Annotated in this window: 20 protein-coding genes and 1 other RNA gene; 2 read left to right on the top strand and 19 right to left on the bottom strand. The window is 55.2% G+C overall.

The features are described 5' to 3' along the window. Positions 1 to 32 precede the first annotated feature (32 nt). Together ACESNI_RS17860 and hemF are read left to right on the top strand one after the other, a co-directional pair. On the top strand, positions 33 to 509 hold the full coding sequence (locus ACESNI_RS17860; RefSeq protein ID WP_373089503.1) for a tRNA (cytidine(34)-2'-O)-methyltransferase: 477 nt from the start codon (positions 33 to 35) through the stop codon (positions 507 to 509). Further along, a complete protein-coding gene (gene hemF / locus ACESNI_RS17855; RefSeq protein WP_373089500.1) occupies positions 506 to 1,366 on the top strand; it encodes an oxygen-dependent coproporphyrinogen oxidase in 861 nt (286 codons plus the stop codon). Before ACESNI_RS17860 ends, hemF begins: the two co-directional genes overlap by 4 nt. 369 nt (positions 1,367 to 1,735) lie before the next feature. Here hemF and ftsZ read toward each other — a convergent pair whose 3' ends face one another. The 19 genes from ftsZ to ACESNI_RS17760 all read right to left on the bottom strand — a co-directional run bounded on the left by ftsZ (position 1,736) and on the right by ACESNI_RS17760 (position 23,979). Further along, positions 1,736 to 3,442: a cell division protein FtsZ gene (gene ftsZ, locus ACESNI_RS17850; RefSeq protein WP_373089497.1), complete on the bottom strand. Its 1,707-nt coding sequence runs from the start codon at positions 3,440 to 3,442 to the stop codon at positions 1,736 to 1,738. A 107-nt stretch (positions 3,443 to 3,549) separates the two neighbouring features. Next, a complete protein-coding gene (gene ftsA / locus ACESNI_RS17845; protein WP_373089494.1) occupies positions 3,550 to 4,791 on the bottom strand; it encodes a cell division protein FtsA in 1,242 nt (413 codons plus the stop codon). 52 nt (positions 4,792 to 4,843) lie between these two features. Continuing rightward, a complete protein-coding gene (locus tag ACESNI_RS17840; RefSeq protein ID WP_373089491.1) occupies positions 4,844 to 5,899 on the bottom strand; it encodes a cell division protein FtsQ/DivIB in 1,056 nt (351 codons plus the stop codon). Then, entirely contained in the window at positions 5,887 to 6,795 is a 909-nt protein-coding gene (locus ACESNI_RS17835) for a D-alanine--D-alanine ligase (protein WP_373089488.1), read from the bottom strand. Before ACESNI_RS17835 ends, ACESNI_RS17840 begins: the two co-directional genes overlap by 13 nt. Continuing rightward, entirely contained in the window at positions 6,792 to 7,727 is a 936-nt protein-coding gene (gene murB / locus ACESNI_RS17830; protein WP_373089603.1) for a UDP-N-acetylmuramate dehydrogenase, read from the bottom strand. The genes ACESNI_RS17835 and murB overlap by 4 nt, the downstream gene beginning before the upstream one ends. 5 nt (positions 7,728 to 7,732) lie before the next feature. Next, positions 7,733 to 9,157 (bottom strand): UDP-N-acetylmuramate--L-alanine ligase, encoded by a 1,425-nt coding sequence (gene murC / locus ACESNI_RS17825; RefSeq protein WP_373089485.1) that lies wholly within the window; start codon positions 9,155 to 9,157, stop codon positions 7,733 to 7,735. Continuing rightward, the gene (gene murG, locus ACESNI_RS17820) at positions 9,154 to 10,293 is read right to left on the bottom strand and encodes an undecaprenyldiphospho-muramoylpentapeptide beta-N-acetylglucosaminyltransferase (RefSeq protein WP_373089482.1); all 1,140 of its coding nucleotides are present in this window, start codon (positions 10,291 to 10,293) and stop codon (positions 9,154 to 9,156) included. The genes murC and murG overlap by 4 nt, the downstream gene beginning before the upstream one ends. Next, positions 10,290 to 11,414, bottom strand: coding sequence for a putative lipid II flippase FtsW (gene ftsW, locus ACESNI_RS17815; RefSeq protein WP_373089479.1), 1,125 nt, complete (start codon positions 11,412 to 11,414; stop codon positions 10,290 to 10,292). The genes murG and ftsW overlap by 4 nt, the downstream gene beginning before the upstream one ends. After that, on the bottom strand, positions 11,411 to 12,796 hold the full coding sequence (gene murD, locus ACESNI_RS17810; protein ID WP_373089475.1) for a UDP-N-acetylmuramoyl-L-alanine--D-glutamate ligase: 1,386 nt from the start codon (positions 12,794 to 12,796) through the stop codon (positions 11,411 to 11,413). The genes ftsW and murD overlap by 4 nt, the downstream gene beginning before the upstream one ends. A 4-nt stretch (positions 12,797 to 12,800) precedes the next feature. Then, entirely contained in the window at positions 12,801 to 13,889 is a 1,089-nt protein-coding gene (gene mraY / locus ACESNI_RS17805) for a phospho-N-acetylmuramoyl-pentapeptide-transferase (protein WP_373089473.1), read from the bottom strand. 9 nt (positions 13,890 to 13,898) lie between these two features. Beyond that, positions 13,899 to 15,323: a UDP-N-acetylmuramoylalanyl-D-glutamyl-2,6-diaminopimelate--D-alanyl-D-alanine ligase gene (locus ACESNI_RS17800; RefSeq protein ID WP_373089471.1), complete on the bottom strand. Its 1,425-nt coding sequence runs from the start codon at positions 15,321 to 15,323 to the stop codon at positions 13,899 to 13,901. Beyond that, positions 15,313 to 16,773, bottom strand: a complete 1,461-nt coding sequence (locus ACESNI_RS17795) for a UDP-N-acetylmuramoyl-L-alanyl-D-glutamate--2,6-diaminopimelate ligase (protein ID WP_373089469.1) — start codon at positions 16,771 to 16,773, stop codon at positions 15,313 to 15,315. Before ACESNI_RS17795 ends, ACESNI_RS17800 begins: the two co-directional genes overlap by 11 nt. Next, a complete protein-coding gene (locus ACESNI_RS17790; RefSeq protein WP_373089467.1) occupies positions 16,760 to 18,556 on the bottom strand; it encodes a peptidoglycan D,D-transpeptidase FtsI family protein in 1,797 nt (598 codons plus the stop codon). The genes ACESNI_RS17795 and ACESNI_RS17790 overlap by 14 nt, the downstream gene beginning before the upstream one ends. Next, the gene (locus tag ACESNI_RS17785) at positions 18,553 to 18,957 is read right to left on the bottom strand and encodes a hypothetical protein (RefSeq protein ID WP_373089465.1); all 405 of its coding nucleotides are present in this window, start codon (positions 18,955 to 18,957) and stop codon (positions 18,553 to 18,555) included. Before ACESNI_RS17785 ends, ACESNI_RS17790 begins: the two co-directional genes overlap by 4 nt. After that, the gene (gene rsmH, locus ACESNI_RS17780; protein WP_373089463.1) at positions 18,954 to 19,916 is read right to left on the bottom strand and encodes a 16S rRNA (cytosine(1402)-N(4))-methyltransferase RsmH; all 963 of its coding nucleotides are present in this window, start codon (positions 19,914 to 19,916) and stop codon (positions 18,954 to 18,956) included. Before rsmH ends, ACESNI_RS17785 begins: the two co-directional genes overlap by 4 nt. Next, positions 19,909 to 20,379, bottom strand: coding sequence for a division/cell wall cluster transcriptional repressor MraZ (locus tag ACESNI_RS17775; RefSeq protein ID WP_373089460.1), 471 nt, complete (start codon positions 20,377 to 20,379; stop codon positions 19,909 to 19,911). The genes rsmH and ACESNI_RS17775 overlap by 8 nt, the downstream gene beginning before the upstream one ends. 471 nt (positions 20,380 to 20,850) lie before the next feature. Further along, positions 20,851 to 22,710 (bottom strand): cation:proton antiporter, encoded by a 1,860-nt coding sequence (locus tag ACESNI_RS17770; RefSeq protein WP_373089458.1) that lies wholly within the window; start codon positions 22,708 to 22,710, stop codon positions 20,851 to 20,853. A gap of 110 nt (positions 22,711 to 22,820) precedes the next feature. Then, positions 22,821 to 23,199: RNase P RNA component class A (rnpB, locus tag ACESNI_RS17765), an RNA gene on the bottom strand. Positions 23,200 to 23,226: 27 nt separating this feature from the next. After that, positions 23,227 to 23,979, bottom strand: coding sequence for an N-acetylmuramoyl-L-alanine amidase (locus ACESNI_RS17760; RefSeq protein ID WP_373089456.1), 753 nt, complete (start codon positions 23,977 to 23,979; stop codon positions 23,227 to 23,229). Between the last annotated feature and the right edge of the window lie 160 nt (positions 23,980 to 24,139).

The raw sequence follows: 24,139 nt of genomic DNA, 5'->3' as shown, positions 1-24,139 counted from the left end.
TATGTTACCTCAGTGCCATTACAACGATAAACATGAGACTTGCACTTTACCAGCCGGATATTGCCCCCAACGTCGGAACACTGCTGAGACTAGGCGCCTGCCTCGGGATTTCAGTGGATATTATTGAGCCGTGCGGGTTCCCGTTTGGCGCGCGCGATCTCAAACGTGCGGTTATGGATTATGCCGATAACGTCGAGGTTCAGCGCCATATTTCCTGGGAAAAATTTCTTGAAACGACGGACCGGAAGCGCCTGATCCTGCTCTCCACGAAGGCCGCGGTGCCCTACACAGAATTCCACTTTCGTGAATCAGATATCCTTATTCTCGGACGGGAAAGCGCCGGTGTGCCGGAGACAATCCACAACCTCGCAGATCACCGACTTCTGATCCCGATGACGACGGGTATGCGATCCATCAATGTCGCCCTCGCGGCGGCAATGGTCACCGGTGAGGCGCTTCGACAGGTTGCCGGTTTTCCAGTCCCCTCCTCTTCTCTTCAACTGCAATGAGTATCATGCCAACAAACGACACAGATTCGCAAAAAAACAACGCCGCGCAGTGGTTCCGCCAGCTAAGGGATCAAATTGTCGAGAGTTTTCAGACCCTTGAGGATGACTTGACGGGCACCAATCATGACCGGGAACCCGGCCGCTTCGAAATAACGCCCTGGGATCGGGCGGAGGGTGGCGGCGGGGAAATGGCAGTTATGAAAGGCCGCGTTTTCGAAAAAGTCGGGGTCAATATCTCGACGGTTCATGGCCAGTTTTCGGAAGAATTTCGCACGGCGATCCCGGGCACTGAGAAAGATGGTAGCTTCTGGGCATCCGGCATTTCGCTCGTGGCCCATATGCACTCACCCCTGGTTCCGGCCGTCCATATGAATACCCGTCATATTGTCACGGGCACGTCCTGGTTTGGGGGCGGTGCCGACCTCACACCCATTTATCCCGATGATTCGGACACCCGGGATTTTCACGCAGCTCTCAAATCCGCCTGCGACAAGCATGACCCTGAATATTATCCTCGTTACAAGAAATGGTGCGACGAATATTTCTATCTTCCGCACCGGAACGAGGCGCGCGGTGTGGGCGGTATATTTTTCGATCGATTGGATACGGACTGGGACAAGGCCTTTGCCTTTACACGCGATGTCGGCAGCACCTTTCACGAGATTTACCCTGAACTTGTCCGCCGCCATATGAACAAGCCCTGGACCGCCGAGCAGCGCGAGCATCAGCTTATCCGCCGTGGACGTTATGTCGAATTCAATCTACTCTACGATCGCGGAACGACTTTCGGCCTTAAAACAGGCGGAAATACGGATGCTATCCTGATGTCTCTACCACCAGAGGTCAAATGGCCCTGAAGCATGGATGAAGGCAGGTTTATGCCGTTATCTGTGACAAGGCGCACACCGGTTTATCTTGGGAAAAAGGGAAAGATCACGTATCATGCGTCCATTATTATGATTTTATTGAGGGGATAAAATAATGGTTAGATTTAGATACAGCCTATTAACCCTGCTCATGGGTGCTTACCGGACGGTTATCGATGCCCTTCACGGAAGCCATCATAATAACGCAAAGCCCTGCCACGGATGCAACTGCCCGTAGGGCTTCCAAATCCCGCTATTGCCTGATGAATTTCAAAAAAGCGATGGGTAACGCCCTGTCACCACAAAAGCGCGAAACCTGACCGGGTTTCAACGCTTCTATGGATGACGTATGGGTGGTCGTTAATTGGCCTGACGGCGTAAGAATGCCGGAATATCCAGGAGATCCTCGTCTTCCTGTTTCTGACTGACCTTAACCGCAGGTGCCGGAGTTTGCCGCGGGGCAGCTGCCGCCGGGGCGGGAGAAGCCGTCCTTGCGGGCGTTTCCGGGGCGGCCTTTCGGCTGGTTGGTTCACGGCGGACTTGTTGCGTCTCCGCTGATCCCGCGTCGTCCTTCCTGAACGGCCGGCCGACACCGGTCATGCGTTCGAAAAGGCTCGGACCCCGCTTCTTTGTCCGCGGGTCGGCGGTTTCGCTAAGAACTTGATGCGCTTCCGGATTGACGAGGGCTTCTGCGCGTTTTTCCACCTTTATCGCGGCGGGAGCCCGGAATGGGCTGTCTTTGCCCTCAGTTTCCTCAGGCATCTGGTCGCTTTCTTCCATCTCGATATCAATATCGGACAGTAGATCGCGGTCGCTGTCAATCGCCAGATTTCCGCTTGATGCTGGACCGCCTTCAGTCGAGGTCGAGCCGAATTCCATTTCTGAATTGTCGATATTACCGTCGGCCTGCGCAACGGGTTGGCCGGAAAAATTCCCGCCCGGAACACTTGCGCCGAATCCAGACGCGGAAATTGACGCAGCGGACGGTATCAACGGAACGCCCGCATCGCCGCCGGAATTACTCATGGCGGCGGGACGCTGTTTTTCGCCCTTTACCTTCAGAATGGATGTGACATTGGGTGAATTTTCCCGATGCACATCGAGAGCATCGATCCCGGTCGCCACAACAGACACCCGCATGCGCCCTTCCATTTCATTATCGAAGGTTGATCCGACAATGATATTGGCTTCCGGATCAACTTCACTGCGAATCCTGTTTGCCGCCTCATCAAGCTCATACAGCGTAAGGTCCATGCCACCGGTGATATTGATGAGAACGCCGCGCGCACCCTTCATGGAGACATCATCAAGCAATGGGTTAGAGATGGCAGCCTCGGCGGCCTCAATGGCGCGATTCTCGCCACTAGCCTCACCCGTGCCCATCATCGCCTTGCCCATTTCGTTCATAACCGTATTCACGTCGGCAAAGTCGAGGTTAATCAGGCCCGGCATGACCATCAGGTCAGTAACGCCGCGGACACCAGAATGCAGGACTTCATCGGCCATATTAAAGGCATCGGCAAAGGTGGTTTTCTCATTCGCAATCCGGAACAGGTTCTGATTGGGAATGATAATCAGCGTATCGACATACCGTTGCAATTCTTCAATCCCGGCATCGGCAATTCTCATGCGATGGTTGCCTTCAAACTGGAACGGCCGTGTGACGACACCGACGGTCAGAATTCCAAGCTCCCGGGCAGCGCGGGCCATAACCGGTGCCGCGCCTGTTCCAGTGCCACCGCCCATACCGGCGGTTATGAAACACATATGCACACCTTTTAGATGCGAGATAATTTCTTCCAGCGCTTCTTCCGCGGCCTCGGCCCCGATATGCGGTTTAGAGCCTGCGCCCAACCCCTCGGTAAGCTCAGCCCCAAGTTGAATACGGCGCTCTGCGAGGTTCTGCTTCAACGCCTGCGCATCGGTGTTTGCAACAACGAATTCAACCCCTTGGAGTTCGGCGCTAATCATGTTGTTAACCGCGTTACCGCCAGCCCCTCCGACGCCCAATACCAGGATTTTCGGTTTCAGTTCTGTTTGGTCTGGCACTGACAAATTGATACTCACGGCACTCTCCTTCATGGTTACGCTGTGTAACAGCTAATTAATACCAAATATTGTGGTTAATGACACCCTACTTCTTACATATTGACAATTTTTCTGCATTTTTTTACCTAAAAATTGTCCTTGAACCAATTTCCAACTTTCAAAAACCGGCTTTTTGGCTGTTTTTCAACAACCGACATCTTGATACCCTCGTCAAATCGCTCACGAACGGCGAATGACAGCAATCCGGCGGCCGTTGTAAACGCCGGGCCCTCGGTCGCATCGGCGAGACCTTTGACACGGATAGGTTTACCCATACGCACTTGCTTGTCCAAAGTTCGGGCCGCCAGTTCCTGAACACCCGCGAGCTGGGCGGCACCGCCGCAAAGGACAGCCCGCCGTCCCGCAACCTTGTTAAAGCCGGAGGCAGTCAACTGGTCACTGACCATTTCAAGAATTTCCTCAATCCGCGGTTTGATAATGCCGACCAGCATCGATCGGGGAACATGATTAGCCACCTCGTGATCGCTTTCGCCGATCAAGGGCACATCGATGATTTCCTTTTCATCTGCCGGGCTGGCAAGAGCATTCCCGTAAAGGGTTTTCATGCGCTCAGCATTTGCAAGCGTTGTTGACAGGCCACGGGCAATATCATTGCTGACATGGCTACCGCCGACAGGAATCACTTCGTTGTAAACCATTTCACCATCGTAAAAGACGGCAAAGGATGTTGATCCACCGCCCATGTCTATAAGAGTGACGCCGAGATCCATTTCATCCTGGACAAGGCTGGCAAGGCCGGAGGCATAGGGTGCGGATACCATGCTGACAACACCAAGGTGACAGCGTTCAACACAGTTCACCAGATTACGCATATGGCTGTTTTGCAGCGATACCATATGCATGCTGACACCCAGAGTTTCGCCGTACATTCCACGGGGATCGCGAATACCGCGATTGCCGTCAACCGTATAGCCAACGGGTAAAGCGTGGATGACACTACGGCCCTCTGGCTGATAGCTTGCCTGCGCCTCCTTGAGCGTCCGTTGCAGATCCTTTTCACTTATTTCCTGACCGCCAATCGACATTTCGACATCGACGGTCTGTGATGCGGGCTTGCCTGCCGAAACACCCAGATAAACTTCCCGAATGGTCTCACCGGCCATACGTTCGGCCGCATCAACGGCGGAACGGATAGCCTCCTCCGCCATCTCCATATTGGTAATACCGCCCGCACGCAGCCCCCGTGAGACCTGATGGCCAATTCCGGTTACGCGAAGACGGCCAGCCTCTTCCTGCGCGACGAAGCAACATACTTTCGTCGATCCGACATCCAGTGCCGCCAAGGGGCCGTTACGTCCTACTGCCATTCGCTTCTTATCGATCCTGTTGCCTGGGCAGAGTGCCCGTAAATATCAATGCTCATGTCTCGCTTCCCGCAACACGGCGAAGCTTCGCCGCCTCAGATTTCAATCTCACATACATCCGGTCGTCGGCACGAAGATCGATAGCAACCACGCCCTTTTCGAGAATATGCTGATCCGTCTGTATGTCATAAAGCTGCTTCCAGGCCTGTAACGTGCCTTTTTCCGGCAGCAGTACAGTCACCTTGTTATCGAATTCGAGATTCCACCGGCGATCCCGGATGCGGACTGCATTCTGGACGCGGGTAAACAACTCCGGGGTCTGCGACAGCATGTCGAAGAGTTCAGCTGCATGGGTGTTCGCGCCCGGGCCGACGACTTTCGGCAGATAGCTGAATTCCGTGTCCTCATGCTCTGTCACCACCGCGCCGGTGCGATCAATCACGCCGGTCCGCCCGCCAATCTGCCATCTGGCGAAAGGTCGGCGTTCCTTGATTTCGATAAAGAGCTCGTCCGGGAACCGCCGCATGACCGATGCCGTTTCAATCCATCCCAGGGTTTCGAGCCGCTCGCGGGCTTCTTCCGGATCGACGCCGAGAATGCTGTCACCCCGTTTTACATCCAGCGCCCTCAGAATATCCTGCGAGACGGCTTTATCGCGCCCAACAATGCTTATTTCCTGAACCGTTAATCCAAATGCGGTGGCCAAAGCCTGCTGCTTTTCATCGATCCAGTCCGATGTTTTCTGCATCACCTCTTCGCGGATCAGGAAATTGCTCGCGCCGCCAATAATGATTGCGACAAGGAGGACGCCTGCACAAATCAGGGCCGGCTTGCGCCATCCAGCGACTGGTTTGCGCCGGGACGTGGTTTTCGCTTTTCGCGTCGGCATGGCGGCCCCCACTCTGTCGCCGAATTGCACGGTAATTTTTCCAAGACGGGCGAGTGACGTCAAAGGCGAGAGACGCGGCTCCGCTTTTCGGGGAGCCGCCCGCTTCTTTGTCTTTTTGGTCCCGTGGCCAAAGCCCTTGAAAATGCCGCTCCAGCCCGATGATTTACGGTTTCGCTTCGGCATATTGAGGCGATCATTTCTGTCAACGGTTAACGGTCGCATGATGCGTCCTCCACAATCCAGCGCACAAGTTCTTCAAATGCCATTCCTGAATGACCTGCAATTTCCGGAACCAGACTGAGCGCCGTCATTCCGGGCTGCGTGTTGGTTTCAAGAATGTAGAATTTCCCCTCTCCTGCGCCGGTATCGTCAAAGCGGAAATCACTGCGGCTAACACCCCGGCACCCAAGGGTCTGATGGGCGAGAAGGCCGAGCCGCAAAGCCTCCGAATAATTTTCAGGCGACAATGGCGCCGGCATCAAATGTTCTGCCTTGCCTGAGGTGTATTTGGCTTCGTAATCGTAGAAACGGCCGAGCGGTTTTATTTCCACGGCACCGAGCGCCGTATCCCCCATCACGGCGACCTGAATTTCGCGGCCGGGAATATAGGTCTCAATCATCACCTGTTCGCCAAATGTCCAGGGCAGATCGCTGAGGTTTATATTTTCACCCTCCAGCATAATCGTCACGCCAACGCTGGACCCTTCGTTCAGGGGCTTGATGACAAAGGGTTTGGGATAGCTGGCACCATCCATAATTTCTTTTCTGGTGAAAATCTTCCCCTCGGCGCAGGTCATGTCGGCCATTGCGAACAATTTCTTGGCGACCGGTTTATCCATGGCAAGGGCAGAGGCAAGAACGCCCGAATGGGTATAGGGAATGCCCATAATTTCAAGCAGCCCCTGAATATATCCATCCTCGCCATACCGGCCGTGCAGGGCATTAAAACACACATCTGGCCTTACTTCCGCCAGCGTTTGGGAAATATCGCGACCGACATCGACGGGGGTTACCTTATATCCGCAGGACCTGAGCGCTTCCGTACAGGCAAGACCGCTGTCCATGGAAACTTCCCGTTCGGCGGACCACCCGCCCATGAGTACGGCTACATGTTTCATGGCGCCTTTCCTGCTTTTAATTGCCTGGCCTCGCCCACCCGCACAATCTCCCAGCGCAGAAGCGTATCATGGGCCTCGAACACCCGGCGGCGCAGCTCCTCCCCCAGGTTTTCAAGATCGGCGGCCGTGGCCGTGCCTTTATTGATAAGAAAATTGCAATGCTTGTCTGATACCATGGCACCACCGATGGTGAGACCGCGGCCATCGACATTTTCAATCAGTTCCCAGGCCTTCTGTCCGGGTGGATTGGCAAAGGTCGATCCTCCTGTCTGGTTTCTCACGGGCTGGCTTTCTTCACGGTTGCGGGAAATATCCGCCATCCGGTCCAGAATTTCTCTGGTGTTTCCCGGTGAAAGACGCAACTTGGCTTGGGTGAAAATCCAGTCTTTCGGAATATCTGAATGACGGTAGGAGAACCCCATGTCCTTCAGGCCAAGCTCATGCCGGTCTCCATTGCGGTCATATGCCACCGCCGACAGGAAGATATCCGAAATATCTGCCCCATAGGCTCCCGCGTTCATGCGCAGTGCGCCGCCGATACAGCCCGGGATACCGCTCAGGAATTCCGCGCCCTCAAGGCCCGCATTCGCGGCGAATTTAGCGGCGTTGCCGTCAAGAACTCCCGCCCCGACAGTCAATATCTCGCCGTCATAGGCTGTTTTTGCGAAATGGCGCCCGAGCCGGATGACAACCCCGCGCACACCGCCGTCCCGCACCAGTAAATTCGACCCGACCCCAATGGTGAAGACAGGAATATCAGCGGGCAGCGCTTTCAGGAAGTCGGCAAGATCTTGTTCATCTTCCGGCTTGAATACAACATCCGCCGGGCCTCCGACCTGAAACCAGGTAATCTTGTTGAGGGCAACGTCCTCGCGTAGACGGCCTCGAACCGGAGGCATCCGGTCTATCAATCTGCTTTGAAGAAAGACCATATTATTCATCCTCCCCCGTCCTTGGCAGTCAACGCTTTCAATTCTCCCGGTAACGCATTCGCCCAGGCCGAAATCGACCCCGCCCCAAGGCAGACGACGACATCACCGGGTTTGGCATTTGCCCGTATCAACGGCGCAAGATGCTCGGGACCAGACAGGGACAGAACCTTCCGGTGACCGCGCGCGCGCAAGCCTTCGACAAAACTTTCCCGGTCTATTCCCGGAATTGGCTGTTCGCCCGCGGCATAAATATCGGCGACAACGACCATATCGGCATCATTGAAACAGGTGCAGAAGTCTTCGAACAGGTCATGAAGACGGGAATAGCGATGGGGCTGGACCACAGCGATGATCTTTTCGCCATAGGCCTGACGGGCCGCGGATAGAACAGAGGAGATTTCAACGGGGTGATGGCCATAATCATCAATGACCGTGACGCCGTCAACCTCGCCCGTCTTTGTAAAACGGCGCTTAACGCCGCCAAAACTCCGGAGGCCGCGTTTGAGATCGACCTCCTTAAAGCCCATCTCCTTACCAACGGCAATCGCCGCGAGGGCATTCAGCACGTTGTGTGTGCCCGGCATCGGAAGCTCAAACCCCTTCATCAGCCGTGTATCCCCATCAATCCGGTCACTGATGGTCACGTCAAACCGGGCATGTCCGTCGGAAAAATGGACATCGATGGCGCGATAGTCGGCTTGCGGGGATTTACCGTAAGACACCAGCCGGCGGTCGGAGATCCTGCCAATCAGGGCCTGAACTTCCGGATGATCAATGCAAACGGCCGCGAACCCGTAGAAGGGGATATTCTGAACGAATGTCTGGAACGCATCGCGCACACCGTCGAAATCCCCGTAAAAATCGAGATGTTCAGGATCGATATTGGTAACGACCGCGATGGTCGCCGGAAGCTTGACGAAACTGCCATCGGACTCATCGGCCTCAACCACCATCCAGTCGCCGTTGCCGAGGCGGGCATTGGTGCCGTAGGCATTGATAATTCCGCCGTTGATAACCGTCGGCTCCATCCCGGCGGCATCCAGCAAACTCGCCAGCATCGAGGTGGTGGTCGTCTTGCCATGGGTGCCGCCAACCGCAATCGACCATTTCAGCCGCATAAGTTCCGCCAGCATTTCAGCGCGCCGGACAACCGGGATCAAATGCTTGCGCGCCTCGCGAACCTCAGGGTTTTCAGGCTTTACTGCGGATGAGATGACGACAACACGGGACTCACCAAGATTTTCAGCCTGATGGCCGACAAAGACCGTGATACCCAGTCCTCTCAGCCGGTCGACGTTGGCATTGGCCGCGAGGTCAGAGCCCTGAACCTGATAGCCAAGATTATGCATGACCTCGGCAATTCCGCTCATGCCGATCCCGCCAATGCCGACGAAATGCACGAGACCCATATCGAGTGGTAATGTTCTCATGCTGCGGCCCTCCTCTTTGTATCGTCGTCATTATTTGCCGGAACAAATTGTGTCACCAGGTCGGCCAGCTTTTCAGCGGCATGGACTTCCCCAAGGCTGGCGGCGGCGGCGGCCATGACAGCCAGACAATCCGGCTTGCGCAGCAGATAGGTCAGTTGGCGGCTTACTTCCTCGACACTAAAATTATCTTGCAGGATCAGTCGCGCCGCGCCGCGGGCAACAGCGTTCTCCCCATTTTTGCGTTGATGGTCATCCATGGCATGTTTGTAGGGCACCAGAAGAGACGGCCGCCCGGCAACGGTCAGTTCGGCAAGGGTCGATGCCCCGGAGCGGGTAATCGCGAGATGACACTCTTTCAACAGATCAGCAACATTATTGAAAAAGCTGGCAAGCTCCGCATCTATCGACGCGTCGGCATAGACGGCGCGGACCGCATCAATATCCTCAGCCCGGCACTGCTGTGTCACCTTGAGCCTCGATTTCAAGTCATCCGGCAAGGCGACAAGGGCCGCTGGGACAATATCCGACAGGATTGTTGCGCCCTGACTGCCACCGAGAATAAGAAGTTTTATAGGTCCGTCAGCTGCGGGACCCTGATAGGCCGCGCCAAACAGAGCCAAAATCGCATTTCGAACCGGGTTACCGGTGTAAATCATCTTGTCAGCTACTTCCGCGTCCGGGCTCTCTGTATGATCAAAGGAGGTCGCAATGATTTTTGCAAATCCGGCGAGCAATTTATTCACCCGGCCCAGAACTGCGTTTTGTTCATGCAGGATAAGCGGAATTCGAAGGCTTGCCGCGGCGGCGGCGGGCGGCATGGACGGATACCCGCCAAACCCGATGACGGCAACCGGCCTGATCCGGCGGAGGGCTTTGCGCGCCTGGAAAAACCCTATAACAAGCGCCAAAATGGCCTTCCCCTTGCCCGCAATCCCGCCAAGAGAGGGCGAGCCTGACCGGACAACAATAATTTGGGTGCCGGGAAACAGGTCGTCATATTTCTGGCCGCGTCTGTCTGTCATCAGGGTCACGGCATAGCCGCGCGTATTCAGCTCTTCGGCAAGCGCGCGGGCCGGAAAGATATGTCCACCGGTGCCACCGCTGGCGAGGACGATATTTTTTTCCACGCCGGTCATCGTAATTCTCCGGTACCAACGCGGCGGCGGCTGAGGGCGAGAAGCATGCCCATCAGGATGGCAAGCGCGAACATAGATGATCCGCCATAGGAGATGAATGGCAGGGTCATGCCCTTGGTCGGCATCAAACGTAGATTCACGCCCATATTGATCACGGCCTGCAATCCGAACTGCGTAAGCAATCCAGCGGCCGCAAGAACGACGAAGAAGTTCTTTTCCTCAAGTAGCCGGCTGAACCCACGCAGCACAATAAACGCGAATATTGCAACCACAAGCAGGCAGATAATCACGCCGAACTCTTCACCGAGAACAGCAAAAATAAAATCCGTATGCGCATCGGGAAGCTGGGACTTGACCGACCCGTCTCCCGGCCCCACGCCAAAGAATCCACCCGTCTGGAATGCCTCCATGGCACGCTCAATCTGATAATTGCCACCGCCGGACGGGTCCATGAAACGGTCCACCCGGCTCGCGACATGGGGGAAGAGACTGTAGGCGCCCGCCGCACTGACGATGCCGAGGACAACGAACATGACGACCCACATAATCGGCAGGCCCGCCAGAAAGAACTGGACGAACCAGACAGCGGAAATAAGCAGCGTCATCCCAACATCCGGCTGCATCAAAAGCAACCCGACGACAAACGCAAACAGCGCCATGGAGATCAGATTTCCTGGTATCTCGTCGCTCTTGCGTTGCTCCGCGAACATCCAGGCAGTGACTACCGCAAAGGCCGGCTTCAGGAATTCCGTTGGTTGCAATGTGAAACTGCCAATTTGCAACCACCGATGCGCGCCCTTCACCTCTGCTCCCGCGAGCAATGTGGCGATCGTCAACAGGGAAAAGACGCCAAACATGACCACCGCAAGCCGCCGGATCCATAATGGGGATAGCAGGGAGATCGAGAAGATGATCACTCCCGCCATCGGCAGATACATGAACTGACGACGAACAAAATGAAAACTGTCCAGATGAAGGCGGGCCGCAATTGCCGGGCTCGCGGCCAGAACCATGACCCCGCCCATGGCAATCAGGAGACCAACGGCGACCAGCGTCCAGCGATCAACGGTCCACCACCAACTGCCCACGACAGAACGATCAAGGCGGGTAAAGGTTGTCATGATGCCTCCGCAATCAAGCGCGCGACGATTTCGCGAAAAGCGTCACCCCGGGCCTCAAAACTCGTGAATTGATCGAAACTTGCCGCCGCCGGGGAGAGAAGAACGACCGCCGATTTATCCCTGGAACGGAATGCCGCGTTCGCCGCTTTCTCTGTTGCCTCCGCCAGTGTGTCACATATCGTAAAACTTATATGGCCCGTGAGGGTAGCGGCAAAATTGTCCTTTGCTTCCCCGATCAGAAAGGCATGGGCAATACGGCCGAAATGCGGAGACAGGGAGGTGATGCCGCCCGCCTTTTCGCGGCCGCCGGCAATCCAGTATATATTCTCAAAGCTGGTCAGGGCCTTTTCGGCAGCTTCCGCGTTGGTCGCCTTGGAATCATTCACAAAGCTGACAGGCCCGAGGGAGCCGACGGGTTCCATCCGGTGGGCAAGGCCACCAAAAGACGTCAGCCCGCGCCGGATCTCGTCGGGCTCAAGCCCCATACTGCTCACCGCGGCAACGGCGGCGGCTGCATTCTGCCAATTATGACGGCCCCGCAAGGATGCAATGTCGGAAATATCAACTGTCCAAGGTTGATCGCCGCGCGACTGATCCTTAAGGAGGCCGTCAATAACGCTCACGCCGCCTTCAGCAGCCTGAATTGTAGAAATCAGAATAATATGTGTCTTACTTTCACGCCTCAGGTCATCAGCAATTTGGCGGCAAAGCGGGTCGTCCTGATTGAGGACGGCAACACCCTTTTCCGTCTGCTTTTGAAATATCCGGCGCTTAACATCCGCATATCCGCTCAGGTCGCCATGCCTGTCCAGATGATCCGGCGTTATATTCAGCAATATCGCGATATCCGCCTGCCAGGAAGGGGTCAGGTCGAGTTGATAGGATGATAGTTCCAGCACATAGGTGCCGTCTTCGTCCAGTTGCGGAAGATCCATGACCGGCGTCCCGATATTGCCGCCCGCCGCCACCGGTCGCCCGGCAGAGCTGAGCAGATGGGATATCAGAGCCGTCGTTGTTGATTTCCCGTTGGTCCCGGTAATCCCGATAAGTCGTCCGGCGGTTTTCTCCTGCAGGAATATCTCCACATCCCCAATAATCTTGGTGCCCGCGCTTTTTGCCGCGTCAACGATAGCGTGCGGCGCGGGATGGGTGAGCGGCACGCCCGGGCTCAGGACAAGCGCCTCTGTCGGTTGCCACCGTTCCCCAAGCAGGTCTTTCAGTGTCAGGCCATGCTCCGAGGCAGTTCGTCGCCGACCTTCGTTGTCGTCCCAGACAAAAACATGCGCTTTTCCGTCCTGCAGCCGCCGGGCCGTTGACATCCCGCTTTTGCCCAGTCCGAAAACGGCGATAGTTTTATCCTGATATGAGTGGCTTTCCATCATTCCCTCACCTCAGTTTCAACGATGCAAGGCCGATAAGGGCGAGAATAACCGCGATGATCCAGAACCGGATAACAATCGTCGGCTCCGCCCAGCCCTTCTGTTCGAAATGGTGATGAAGCGGGGCCATCCGGAAGACCCGCTTGCCGGTCAGCTTGAACGACGCTACCTGAACGATCACCGAGATGGTCTCGAGCACGAACAGGCCACCGATAATGGCAAGAATAATTTCATGGCGCGTTACCAAGCTGACAGCGCCAAGGGCGCCGCCCATCGCGAGCGATCCCGTGTCCCCCATAAAGACCATTGCGGGCGGTGCATTGAACCACAGGAAGCCAAGGCTCGCACCGATCAAGGCCCCGCAAAAGACCGCGAGTTCACCGGCGCCCGTGACATTCTGAATTTGCAGGTAGCCCGAAAAAACCACATTTCCGACCAGATATGCGATCAGGGCGAATGACGCCGCGGCGATCATTACCGGAACGATTGCGAGTCCGTCGAGACCATCGGTCAGGTTAACCGCATTCCCGGCACCAACAGTCACCAGCATCGCAAAGGGAAGATAAAACCATCCAAGATTAATCATGACATTTTTTAGGAACGGAACGGCTAACATGCCTGAAATATTCGGCGCGGAATGCTGCATGATGACATATCCAGCGATCCCGGCGATCGTGATTTCCAGCAGTAATTTCAGCTTTCCGGGCAATCCCCGGGTGTTGTGACGACTGACCTTTAAATAATCATCGGCAAAACCGATCGCCCCGAAACCAAGAGTGACCAGCAGGACGATCCAAACATATACATTGCTAAGATCTGCCCAGAGAAGCGTGCCGACCGCGAGGGCGATCAAGATCAGGAAACCACCCATCGTCGGCGTTCCCTGCTTGGCAATGATATGATTCTGCGGGCCGTCATCGCGAATTGGCTGGCCGCGATGTTGTTTGCTCTTAAGCCAGCGGATAACCGCCGGGCCGCATATAAAACTGATCAGGAGAGCCGTCATGACCGCGCCGCCGGTTCGGAAAGTCAGGTACCGAAACAGGTTAAAGAGCGCGAATTGGTCGGCAAGCGGAAACAAGATATTATATAACATGTACTTTCCCTACCTTGCCGCCGCGGGAACGGCTGGCTTTCGCCGAAGCAGTGCATCCAGTGGTATTTTCATTTTGCTGCCGAGCGAGCCCTTTACCAGGACGATATCCCCCGCCCCGACAGTTGCCAGCAGCTTTTCAACCAGCAGCTCGGACGTTGCTTCATGACAGGTCTGCACATTATGTGGCATGCTTTTTGTCAGTTTCGCCATATTCGGTCCGCAGGCAAAAAGAACATCAACGCCGGCGGCGCAGACATCCTCTTTCAGACTTTGATGAATGTCCGGGGCCTTGTCGCCAAGTTCCAGCATGTCCCCCAGCACGGCAATCCGACGCCCGTTTCCATCCGGGAACAGATTGCTCAGGACATTCAGGGACGCCCGCATTGACGCGGGACTGGCATTGTAGCTGTCATCAACGACCATATAACTGCCGCCCTGACAGGGCACCATATGCCGCGCGCCGCGCCCGTCCGGCGAGGTCAGGCTCTGCAGAGACGCCGCGGCCTGTTCGATATTAGCGCCGAGTTCACTTATCGCCCCAAGGACACCCAGAATATTGCTGACCCAATGCCGCCCGGGAACCCCCAGCCGGAAAAACACGTCATGAGAACCGATTGTCACGGCCACATCGCTGTAGTTGGGGTAAAGGGTGAAGTCCGTCAGTCTTATATCGGCTTCCGATTTTTCGCCGAACGTCAGAATGCGGGAAATCCCGGCATTCGCTGCGATACTCTTGAGTAACCCGCCGTAATTGTTATCGCCGTTGAGGATAACAGAACCGCTTGGCGTCAGGCCTTCAAAAACCTCGGCCTTCGCCCGGGCAATCGCCTCGACATCGGTAAAAAACTCTAGATGGACCGCTTCGATGGTGGTGATCAGAGCGACATGCGGGCGGACCATGCGCGACAAAGGCCCAAGCTCGCCCGGATGGTTCATGCCAAGCTCAAAGATGGCAAATTTAACGTCCCGCGGCATTCTCGCCAGAGACAGGGGAACGCCCCAGTGATTGTTGAAACTGCCGACGCTGGCATGGGTTTTTCCCTGCTCAGAGAGAATATGATGCAGGGATTCCTTGGCTCCCGTCTTGCCGACACTGCCCGTCACCGCGACAATCTGTGCGTTTACCCGCGCACGCGCCGCGCGGCCGAGGTCTTCGAGGGCTTTCAGGGTATCGGCAACAAGCACAACATTTGCGGTATCGGGTACATCCGACGGCGCCTCACTCACCAGAACCGCCGATGCCCCGTTTGCAAGCGCTGCATCGACATAATCATGCCCGTCGTGTACCGGCCCGACAATGGCAACAAACAAATCGCCTTTTTCAATCGAGCGGCTGTCGATGGAGACACCGTTTGCCGTCCAATTCTGATTTTTGGCTTTCCCTTTGACCGCGGCGACAATCTCGGAGCCTGTCCATAATGCGTTATCGCTCATCACTCGCCCCTTCTGCCGCGACAATCTTCTGGATCACGGACTTATCATTGAAGGGAACGGTTTTCGTGCCCGTCACCTGGCCTTCTTCATGCCCTTTGCCCGCGACAACCAGAATATCATCGGATTGCAACCCTTTGATGGCTACCTCTATGGCGTCACGGCGATCGGGGATGTTCTGGGCCTCCGGGCAGGCGACTATGATTTCAGCGCGAATGCGGGCCGGATCCTCGCTCCGGGGGTTATCGTCGGTGACGATGACATGGTCCGCATAAAGACCGGCAATCCGGCCCATTTCCGGGCGCTTGCCTTTGTCCCGATCACCGCCACACCCAAACACAACGTGAATTCGACCGTTCCCGTGACTGCGGACCGCTTCGAGGACAGTCTCCAGCGCATCGGGGGAATGTGCATAATCAACATAGATTGTTGCATTATTTGCAAGCCGGGCAACCAGTTCAAGGCGCCCCGGTACATTTGAAATCCCGGCGAGGGCCCGGGTTGCCGCAACCGCGTCCCCTCCTGCACCAATGACAAGGCCGAGCGCACAAAGAGCGTTCATGACCTGGAATTCCCCGGCGAGTGGTAGTTGAATTTCCTGAACTTTTCCGAAGATATCAACGGTAATGAGTTGTCCCGCATTATTTGGCACAATATTCAGCAACTTAATCTGTTCGCCCGCGCGGCCATATGTCAGAACTTTCACGGCGCGGTCGTTTGCCGCTCTCAGAAAGGCCGGATATACCTCTGCATCCGCATTGAGAACCGCCGTACCATTCTGGTCCAGCACACGAGAAATCAGGCCAATCTTCGCAAGCAAGTAATCTTCGGATGAATGATGGTAATCAAGATGGTCCCGGGTGAGATTGGTGAAGGCCGCGGATATGATCCGGGCCCCGTCGAGCCGGTACTGATCAAGCCCGTGACTGGATGCCTCGATGACCGCATGATCAATCCCCTGGCCAACCAGATACGTCAGCATCTTGTGGAGGAGGACAGGTTCCGGCGTCGTGTAGTTCAATGGAAGTGTCGTGTCCGGCAATATCACGCCGAGGGTGCCAATACTGGCCGCCTCAAAGCCCATTGCCCGCCATATCGCCCGGGTAAAATGCGCGACCGATGTCTTGCCGTTTGTTCCGGTAACCGCGCTCAGCGTTTTCGGCTCGGCACCATAAAACCGCGAGGCGAGACGCGCCAGAACCTGCCGCGGATTGTCTTCGCGAAAGCAGGGAATACTGCAGTCTTCCGCGACATAAGACTTGTCCGTCAGGATAGCGACGGCCCCTTTTTGTGCGGCTTCCTCGATAAAGTTACGGCCATCGACCGCCGTTCCATACAAGGCCGCGAAAAGATAGCCGGATTCGACTTCCCGGCTGTCCGCCGTAATTCCCGTGACATGCTGGTCCTTGACAGTCGGCACCTCACGGCCCTTCATCAATTCAGAAAGACGCAAGCTTCTTCTCCCTTGAATTGATGTGAACGTACATTGCCTTTTGAACAGCGTCGCTGTCCTCGTCGACAGGCTCAATTCCCAGGATAGGGCCAATTCTTGCAATCAGTCGGCCGACGATTGGCGCTGCGGTCCAGCCCGCGCTCCTGAACCCATGCGTTTCGGCGTTCCCTTTTGGCTCATCCAGCATGGCAAGCACGACATAGCGGGGATCATCCATCGGGAACGCACTGACAAAGGAAGTGATGAGCGCATCTCGCTTATAGCGGCCGCCCTCGACCTTTTCCGCGGTTCCGGTTTTACCGCCAACGAGATAGCCGCGCGCTTCCGCATGGCTGCCGGTCCCTTTTTCGACCACCAGCCGCATCAATCGCCGCATGGCATTGGAGGTTTTGGCCGAAATGACCTGCCGGCTGGTGACGACGCTGCCCTTGTCGCGGCGGACAATCGTCGGGTTGATATAGACGCCGCCATTCACGATTGCACCGATACCGGAACTCAACTGCAGGGGGCTTACGGATAGCCCATGACCAAATGCGATTGTCATGGTTTCAAGGCTATTCCACCTTGGCGGCAAAATTGGGGCGCCAATCTCCGGAATTTCCAGCGACGGCTTGTCCAGCATGCCAAGCTTGGCAAGAAACGCTTTGTGCTGTTTGGGTCCAACATCGTCGGCCATCTTTGCGGCGCCGATGTTGGATGAATACATATATATTTCAGGAACGGACAACCACCGCTTTTTCGGGTGATCATCTCTTATCCGGAAGCCGGCCTTGTGGATGGGCTTGGTCGCGTCATACCCCCCTTCCATAGAGACGGTCCCATTATCGAGAGCCATCGCCAGCGTGAATGTCTTGAATGTCGATCCCATTTCATAGACACCAAGGGTTACCTTGTTGAATTTGCTGTCGCCAGAGAAGTCGCCTGGCCGATTGGGGTCGAAGTCCGGCAATGAGGCCATTGCCAGAATCTCACCGGTTTTTACATCCAGCACCATGCCCGCGGCCCCAATCGCCCGAAACACGGACATATGGCGCGAAAGCTCGTCCCGTAGCGCATGCTGTATACGCACATCCACGGACAGTTCCACATCCCGCGCCGGAACTTCGGCGGAGCCGTTTAACTGGGCATCAAAGGACTTCTCAACGCCCGCGATGCCGTTATTGTCAACGTCGGTAAAGCCGACAAGGTGGGAGACCAGCGCCCCCATTGGATAAAAGCGCTTTTCCTCGGAGCGGAAATAAAGGCCGGGAATACCGAGGGCATTGATCTTATATTGCTGGGTCGGCGTCAGGTTTCTTTTGAGCCAGATAAAGTTGCGGGCAGATGCCAGCTTGCTCAGGATTGTGGCCTCGCTCATATCGTCAAGAACCGTTATCAGCTTTGCCGCCAGTTCCTTCGGGTCAATAACGTTCTTGGGCACCGCAAAAAGCGAGGCTGTCTTCAATGTCGTCGCAAGAAGGACACCGTTTCTATCCTTGATTTCCGCCCGCATATCATTGCCGTATGTCACCGGCCGCTGATCGCCGTCCTCCGAAACCGTTTGTTCCTCGGAACCCGTCCCGCTGATGGCCAGACCGACAAGACGACCCGCCAGCACAACGAAACAAAAGGCAAAGACAACCCCGGCGATGACCAGCCGGTTCCGTCCCTGCTCCAGCGTTTCCTTGGCGCTGCCCTCAAGCTGGAGGGCGACGGGGTAATCTTCTGTATTTCTGAGACGGAAGGATGTCGTCAGCTTGATGCGAGGGCGAGTTGACCTTGACAACCAAGTCAGTTCGCTCATTGCGTCTCCCCCGGCGAGGAATAGGTCGCAAGCTGGATAGAGCCTGACGGAATTTTCACCGGTGCCGCATAATCGCGTTTCGGGTTGAGACGGGGCAAAGGAACGTCAAGGGTACTGACAACGGTGCTCTCGTCCGGCAGATTATCTATGCTCGCCACTTGATAGGGCGCGATCAGCAATAGGGGCAGGTATTTTCTTGCCAGTGCCTGCAGGACGTCGGGTCGGTTCTGGTATGCCCACTCCGCCTTCAATATCCGCAGGTCTTCCTTGTTCTCGGATATATTGTTCTTCAGAACGCCGAGATCGGTTTCCAGCCTCTGCACTTCATAGGATAGCTGGTACAGACCGTATGAAACCACCGCCACGAGGATAATGGATAAGGCCGTTACATTTAACTTCATGCCGCCGCCTCCGTCCAGGCAGGTGCGACGGTTCTCTCTGCACCGCGAAGGCGGGCGGAACGCGACCGCGGATTGACCGCCAGTTCATCTGCCTGCGCTTTAATAGTGCCTCGTTTGATGAGCTTGAAAGTGGGAGCTGGCCCCTCGTCGGACACAGGAATATGACGAGATGGCCTGGCACGCCCTTCGGACCTTGCTGACAGGAAGTTTTTCACGCGTCGGTCCTCTAGACTATGGAAAGATACAACCGCAAGACGACCACAGGGAGCAAGTAGTCGCTCGGATGCGGCCAGACCTTTGACCAGCTGCCCAAGTTCATCATTTACAAATATACGCAACGCTTGGAAGGTACGCGTCGCCGGGTGAATGCCCTTTCCTGTTGGACGAACCACCGACGCCACCGCTTCCGCTAACTCAACTGTACTGGTGAAAGGCATTGTCTCTCGCCTTTCGACTAACACACGTGCAATCGCACGCGATCTTCGCTCCTCGCCATACACAAAAATAATCCTGGCAAGTTCCGCTTCAGATTCTTCATTAACTACATCTGCCGCCGTTCGGCCCTGACTGGACATTCTCATATCCAGAGGTCCGTTGCGCATAAAGGAAAAGCCCCGTTCCGCCTCGTCGATCTGCATCGAGGAAACCCCGATATCGAGGGCAATTCCGTCCACAGCCGTTATTTCCTTTGCCGTCAACAGGTCTTCCATCTCGGCATAGCACCCCTGGAGCATGGTCAGGCGCCCCGAAAACTCACGGGTCATTTCCGCACCGAAAGAAACGGCCACCGGGTCCCGGTCAATGCCATAGACATTGCAATTCGCGGCCTCCAAAATCGCGCGGCTGTATCCGCCGGCGCCAAATGTGCCGTCGATATATACGCCGCCGTCTTTGGGAGAGAGGATTTCCAATACTTCGCGCAAAAGGACGGAAACGTGGGGCGCATCAACATTATTCATCGTCGCCCCCTTTCTTGGCGGAATGTGCACTGTCAGCGCGCCGACTCCGCGCCAATGTTCTGGCTTCAGTCTTGCGACGCTCTAATGCGTCGGGCTGCCAAATCTGGAAACTGTCGCCGCGGCCAACGAAAGCACATTGATCGCCGATCCCTGCTTCGCGCAGCATATCGGCCGGGATCATAATCCGGCCATCACCGTCGAACGCCAGCTCAATGGCATCGCTCATCAACACGTCGGCAAAACTCTCTCGATCTTCGGAAAACGGATTGAAGCCGCCGATTTGTTCAAGCAGGCCTTGCATGACATCCATACCGCAGGCATCAATTGCATCGCCATTTACTGTCGGGAAAAGAACAACGCTATCAAAGCCCTTGCCTGTCAAAACTGACCGAAAGCGCGCTGGTACGGAAACGCGTCCTTTCTTGTCAATTTTATTCACATATGTGGACAGAAACAGAGCCATGCAGCCGAAATCCCCCTAAATAAACTCCAATTCCCCCAAATTCCGGGCCTTCCTGAGGCAAATCCAACTTCAAATGGGATATTCCGGGATATCATGGGATAATATGGAAGTCAATGGAAAATGGCCAGAAAACCATGGGGATGAAGTAATTGCGCTCAATAAAATCAACGCAAATTTTAGCTATTTCTTTCGTATTTCTTGACGAATCCGAAATTGATTTTCATTGATTGAAAGTAATAGCGAAATTCTATTATGTTCGTCTTTTGTTCCGGATCAAAAAAGATCTCATCACATCGCGGGATGGGAATAATGGAAGGGTGGAAGAACGGCTGAGCCCGTTAAATATTGAATAACCGGAGCGAAAAGATAGCAGGCCGAGCAGAAAAATATCAATATTTTAAATTAGAAAAAGCAGAGATTCGATACTTTCCCTGACCTGATAGGATTACCGCGAGGTCTTAAAAAGAGTTTCTATTTTAATATTTCGGTGCGTTCGTGATGCAGTCCATGCAGGGTTTCCTCCTCATGACGATAATCCTGCAGCACTCCGTCCAACGTCCGCGTGATAATATTCTCCAGGGCACGGGCTGTATCTATCCGGCTCATATAGACATAGTCGGCACCGTTGGCATAGACCGCCTGGGCGGACGACATTTCCTCGGCGTTGGCGATGATAATTGCCTTCTGGTTGATCCGGCGAACCGTCTGGACCAGCTTCTTGTTGCTTGTACCCCGCAAGATATCATCGGGGATTGTTGCAATGACGACCTTGGCTTTTCCAACCCCTGCATTCAGCAGGATTTCATCATTGGACAAATCCCCATAACGAACCCCGGCGCCGAGTTCCCGGATGGCCGGGTGAAGCTGGACATTAAAATCCACAACCAGAATTCGCGACACGAGTTCCGGTTTGTGCTTGGCGATATCATGCAGAAGCGAGGAGGCAACCCGGTGGAATCCAAGCAGGACGATATCATAATCCATCCCTGACTGCTGGTCGTCCCCTGCCGGTTCCTTGAAACCGATCATTTGCAGAAACGGGGCTACCTTGCGATGAATTTCGTAGGCATATTTATACAGCAGCGGAGTGAGGAGCGCGGTCAGAATAAACGCAAAAACGATGGAGCTCGACAGCTCATTCGAGATATGACCGTAGTGCGTGCCGAGATAGGCAATGACCAACCCGAATTCGGAGATCTGGGCGAGACGGATGGAGGCGACTTGCGCATGGCGCTGATCGCCACCAGTAAAATACAGAAGCGGAAAGAAGATCAACTGGCGGCTGAGCACCGCAAAAACGGCAAGACCGAGGGCGATGAGCACGACACTGACATTCTCAATCGGCGGGATACTCATGCCAAGACCGACAAAGAACAGGGTCACAAAAAAATCCCGGACAATTCCGACCTTGGCGATGATTTCCCGGTTGTAGGGTAAGGCGGCAACCGTCAGGCCCGCGATGAGCGCACTCATACCCGTATCGACAGAAAAATGAGAGCTTTCGCCAAACAGGAAACTCCCGGCATAATCGAGGTTCGATCCGAGAAACACGATCGAAAAGCACCAGCCGATCGCCCCGACAAGGATCAATTGCGGCTCCTTCGCCAGCCATTTAAAAACGAGGGGAACCAGGCTTTTTGCCAGAAAATAGGAAACACTCGCGAGAAGGGCGATCCCGACAAACGTCATCAGAACCGGCACAAGGGAAGGCGCCGCCAACGTCGGTTGGACAATGATGAAGATCACTGCCCAGATATCCTGAAAGACCAGCAAGCCGAGAGCAATGCGTCCGGGTTCTGTATCAAGTTCATAATTTTCCTGAAACAACTTGATAACCAGAAGGGTGGATGATCCGGCAATGAAAATGCCGAAATAGAGCGCATCATAAGTATCGCCAAGTCCCGAGGAAAGCCCGGCCGAAACAAGGCCGTTTACCACGAGAAACCCGAACAGAACGGTAATCGGGTATTGCAGAACGCCGGTTATGAGGATCATCTTGCCGCTTCGAAGCATCCGGCGAAGATCGATTTCCATCCCGATTAAAAACAGGAGGAGAATGAAGCCAAGCTCCGAGATCGTGTCAATGTTCGCCGGTTCCGTGATCAGTTTCAGCCCGATCGGGCCAATCAGGATCCCGCACAGCAGGAAAGCCGCAATACTGGGAATTTTGAACCGCACGAAAATAATCGACAGGATGCTGGCGACTAAAATGCTGATTCCGATGTCATGAACGAGGGTTGGCATTTCTGCTGATGCGGCATAGGCAGGTGAGAGGGAGCAAAACAGCAACCCCGGCACCAGTACTGAAATCACCTTACATGTTCGCCTCATGTCACTTCCCAAAGCAATCTCTCGTCATCCTCGCCGAGCGTTACAGGTCGCACCGCGCCCGCTTGCCCCGGACTGCAATCTATCACTTTACCGTAAACAACGGCAGGAAATATGGCAGATGGCCTGTAAGCCGGGTTCTGTCCCTGAAAACAGGGGATGATCATTCATCTAGGATGCCTGTTACCAGACACCTCAAGCAACCAACCCGGACGGCAGCCCGGAAAACCAGCTTGCGCACGAGAACCCTCTGCGCCGGCCATCCCTATTTGGTTTTGCTCCCGATGGGGTTTACCATGCCGCTTCTGTTGCCAGACGCGCGGTGCGCTCTTACCGCACCCTTTCACCCTTACCCGGCGAACCGGGCGGTTTCCTTTCTGTGGCACTTTCCCTGAGGTCACCCTCGCCGGCCATTAACCGGCATCGCATTTCCGTGGAGCCCGGACTTTCCTCCCCTCACCCAGGGCGAGCGGCGATCATCCAGCCATCTGACGATCCCTACCTATTGAGTGTGACATATTAAGTCAAGCCGGGAACTTGCGCCTGAACAGCATAAACCACTGCTCGCGTTTGCGCATCGGCGACCCCGTCGACTTTTGCCGGTCGCCAGTGCCGCTGAAAGGCCCGGATCACGGATTCAAAAGCGGGATCGCAATTCCCCGTGGGCGGACACTCATAACCGATATCCTGAAGCGCCAGTTGAATGCGTTTCAGGGTTTCCTCATCCGCGGGCTCAGGCCCGGGCAGAGTTCCAGCGGGCCGCTCAAGCGGTTCCTTAAACCAGAGGCCGATATTCTTTTCCGCAAGACTTTTCCAGTCAAAAAGCTCACCCGGATCCTCCTTGCGATGAGGCGCGACATCCGAATGCCCGACGACGTTCCAGGGCTTGATCGCCCATCTGCTGACAATGTCGTTTGCGAGACGGGTAACGGCTGCCATCTGGGCGGCGGGAAACGGACGATAGCCAAATTCGTGGCCGGGATTGACGATTTCAATCCCGATGGAGCGGGCGTTGATACTGCGCTCACCACGCCAGAAGGCGACACCGGCATGCCAGGCCCGCTTCTCTTCGCGCACCAATGCGAAGATGTCCCCGTTTTCTTCCACGAAATAATGGGCGCTGACTTTTGATGTCGCCTCCGTCAATCGGTCAAGCGCGGCCTTTGCCGTCGGCATCCCGGTATAATGCAACACCAGCATATCAATCGGCACATCCGGATCGCGGTTGTCAAAATTCGGCGAGGGAAGCCATATGCTATTTTCAAACCCCATCAATTCCTTCCTCGGGCAGTTTTTTGGAGGTCCGCAAGGTGATAATCGTGACCCCGCCCATGACCATGGCACCGCCGATAAGCAGCTCAGTCGTCAGGATGTCCCCCCAGAAGAGAACTCCCTGGATCACGGCAATAACCGGGACAAGAAGATAATAGGG

It is taken from the genome of Sneathiella sp. (genome assembly GCF_041689005.1).
In the GTDB taxonomy this organism is placed as follows: Bacteria; Pseudomonadota; Alphaproteobacteria; order Sneathiellales; family Sneathiellaceae; genus Sneathiella.
This window is presented reverse-complemented; position numbering and strand designations above follow the sequence as displayed.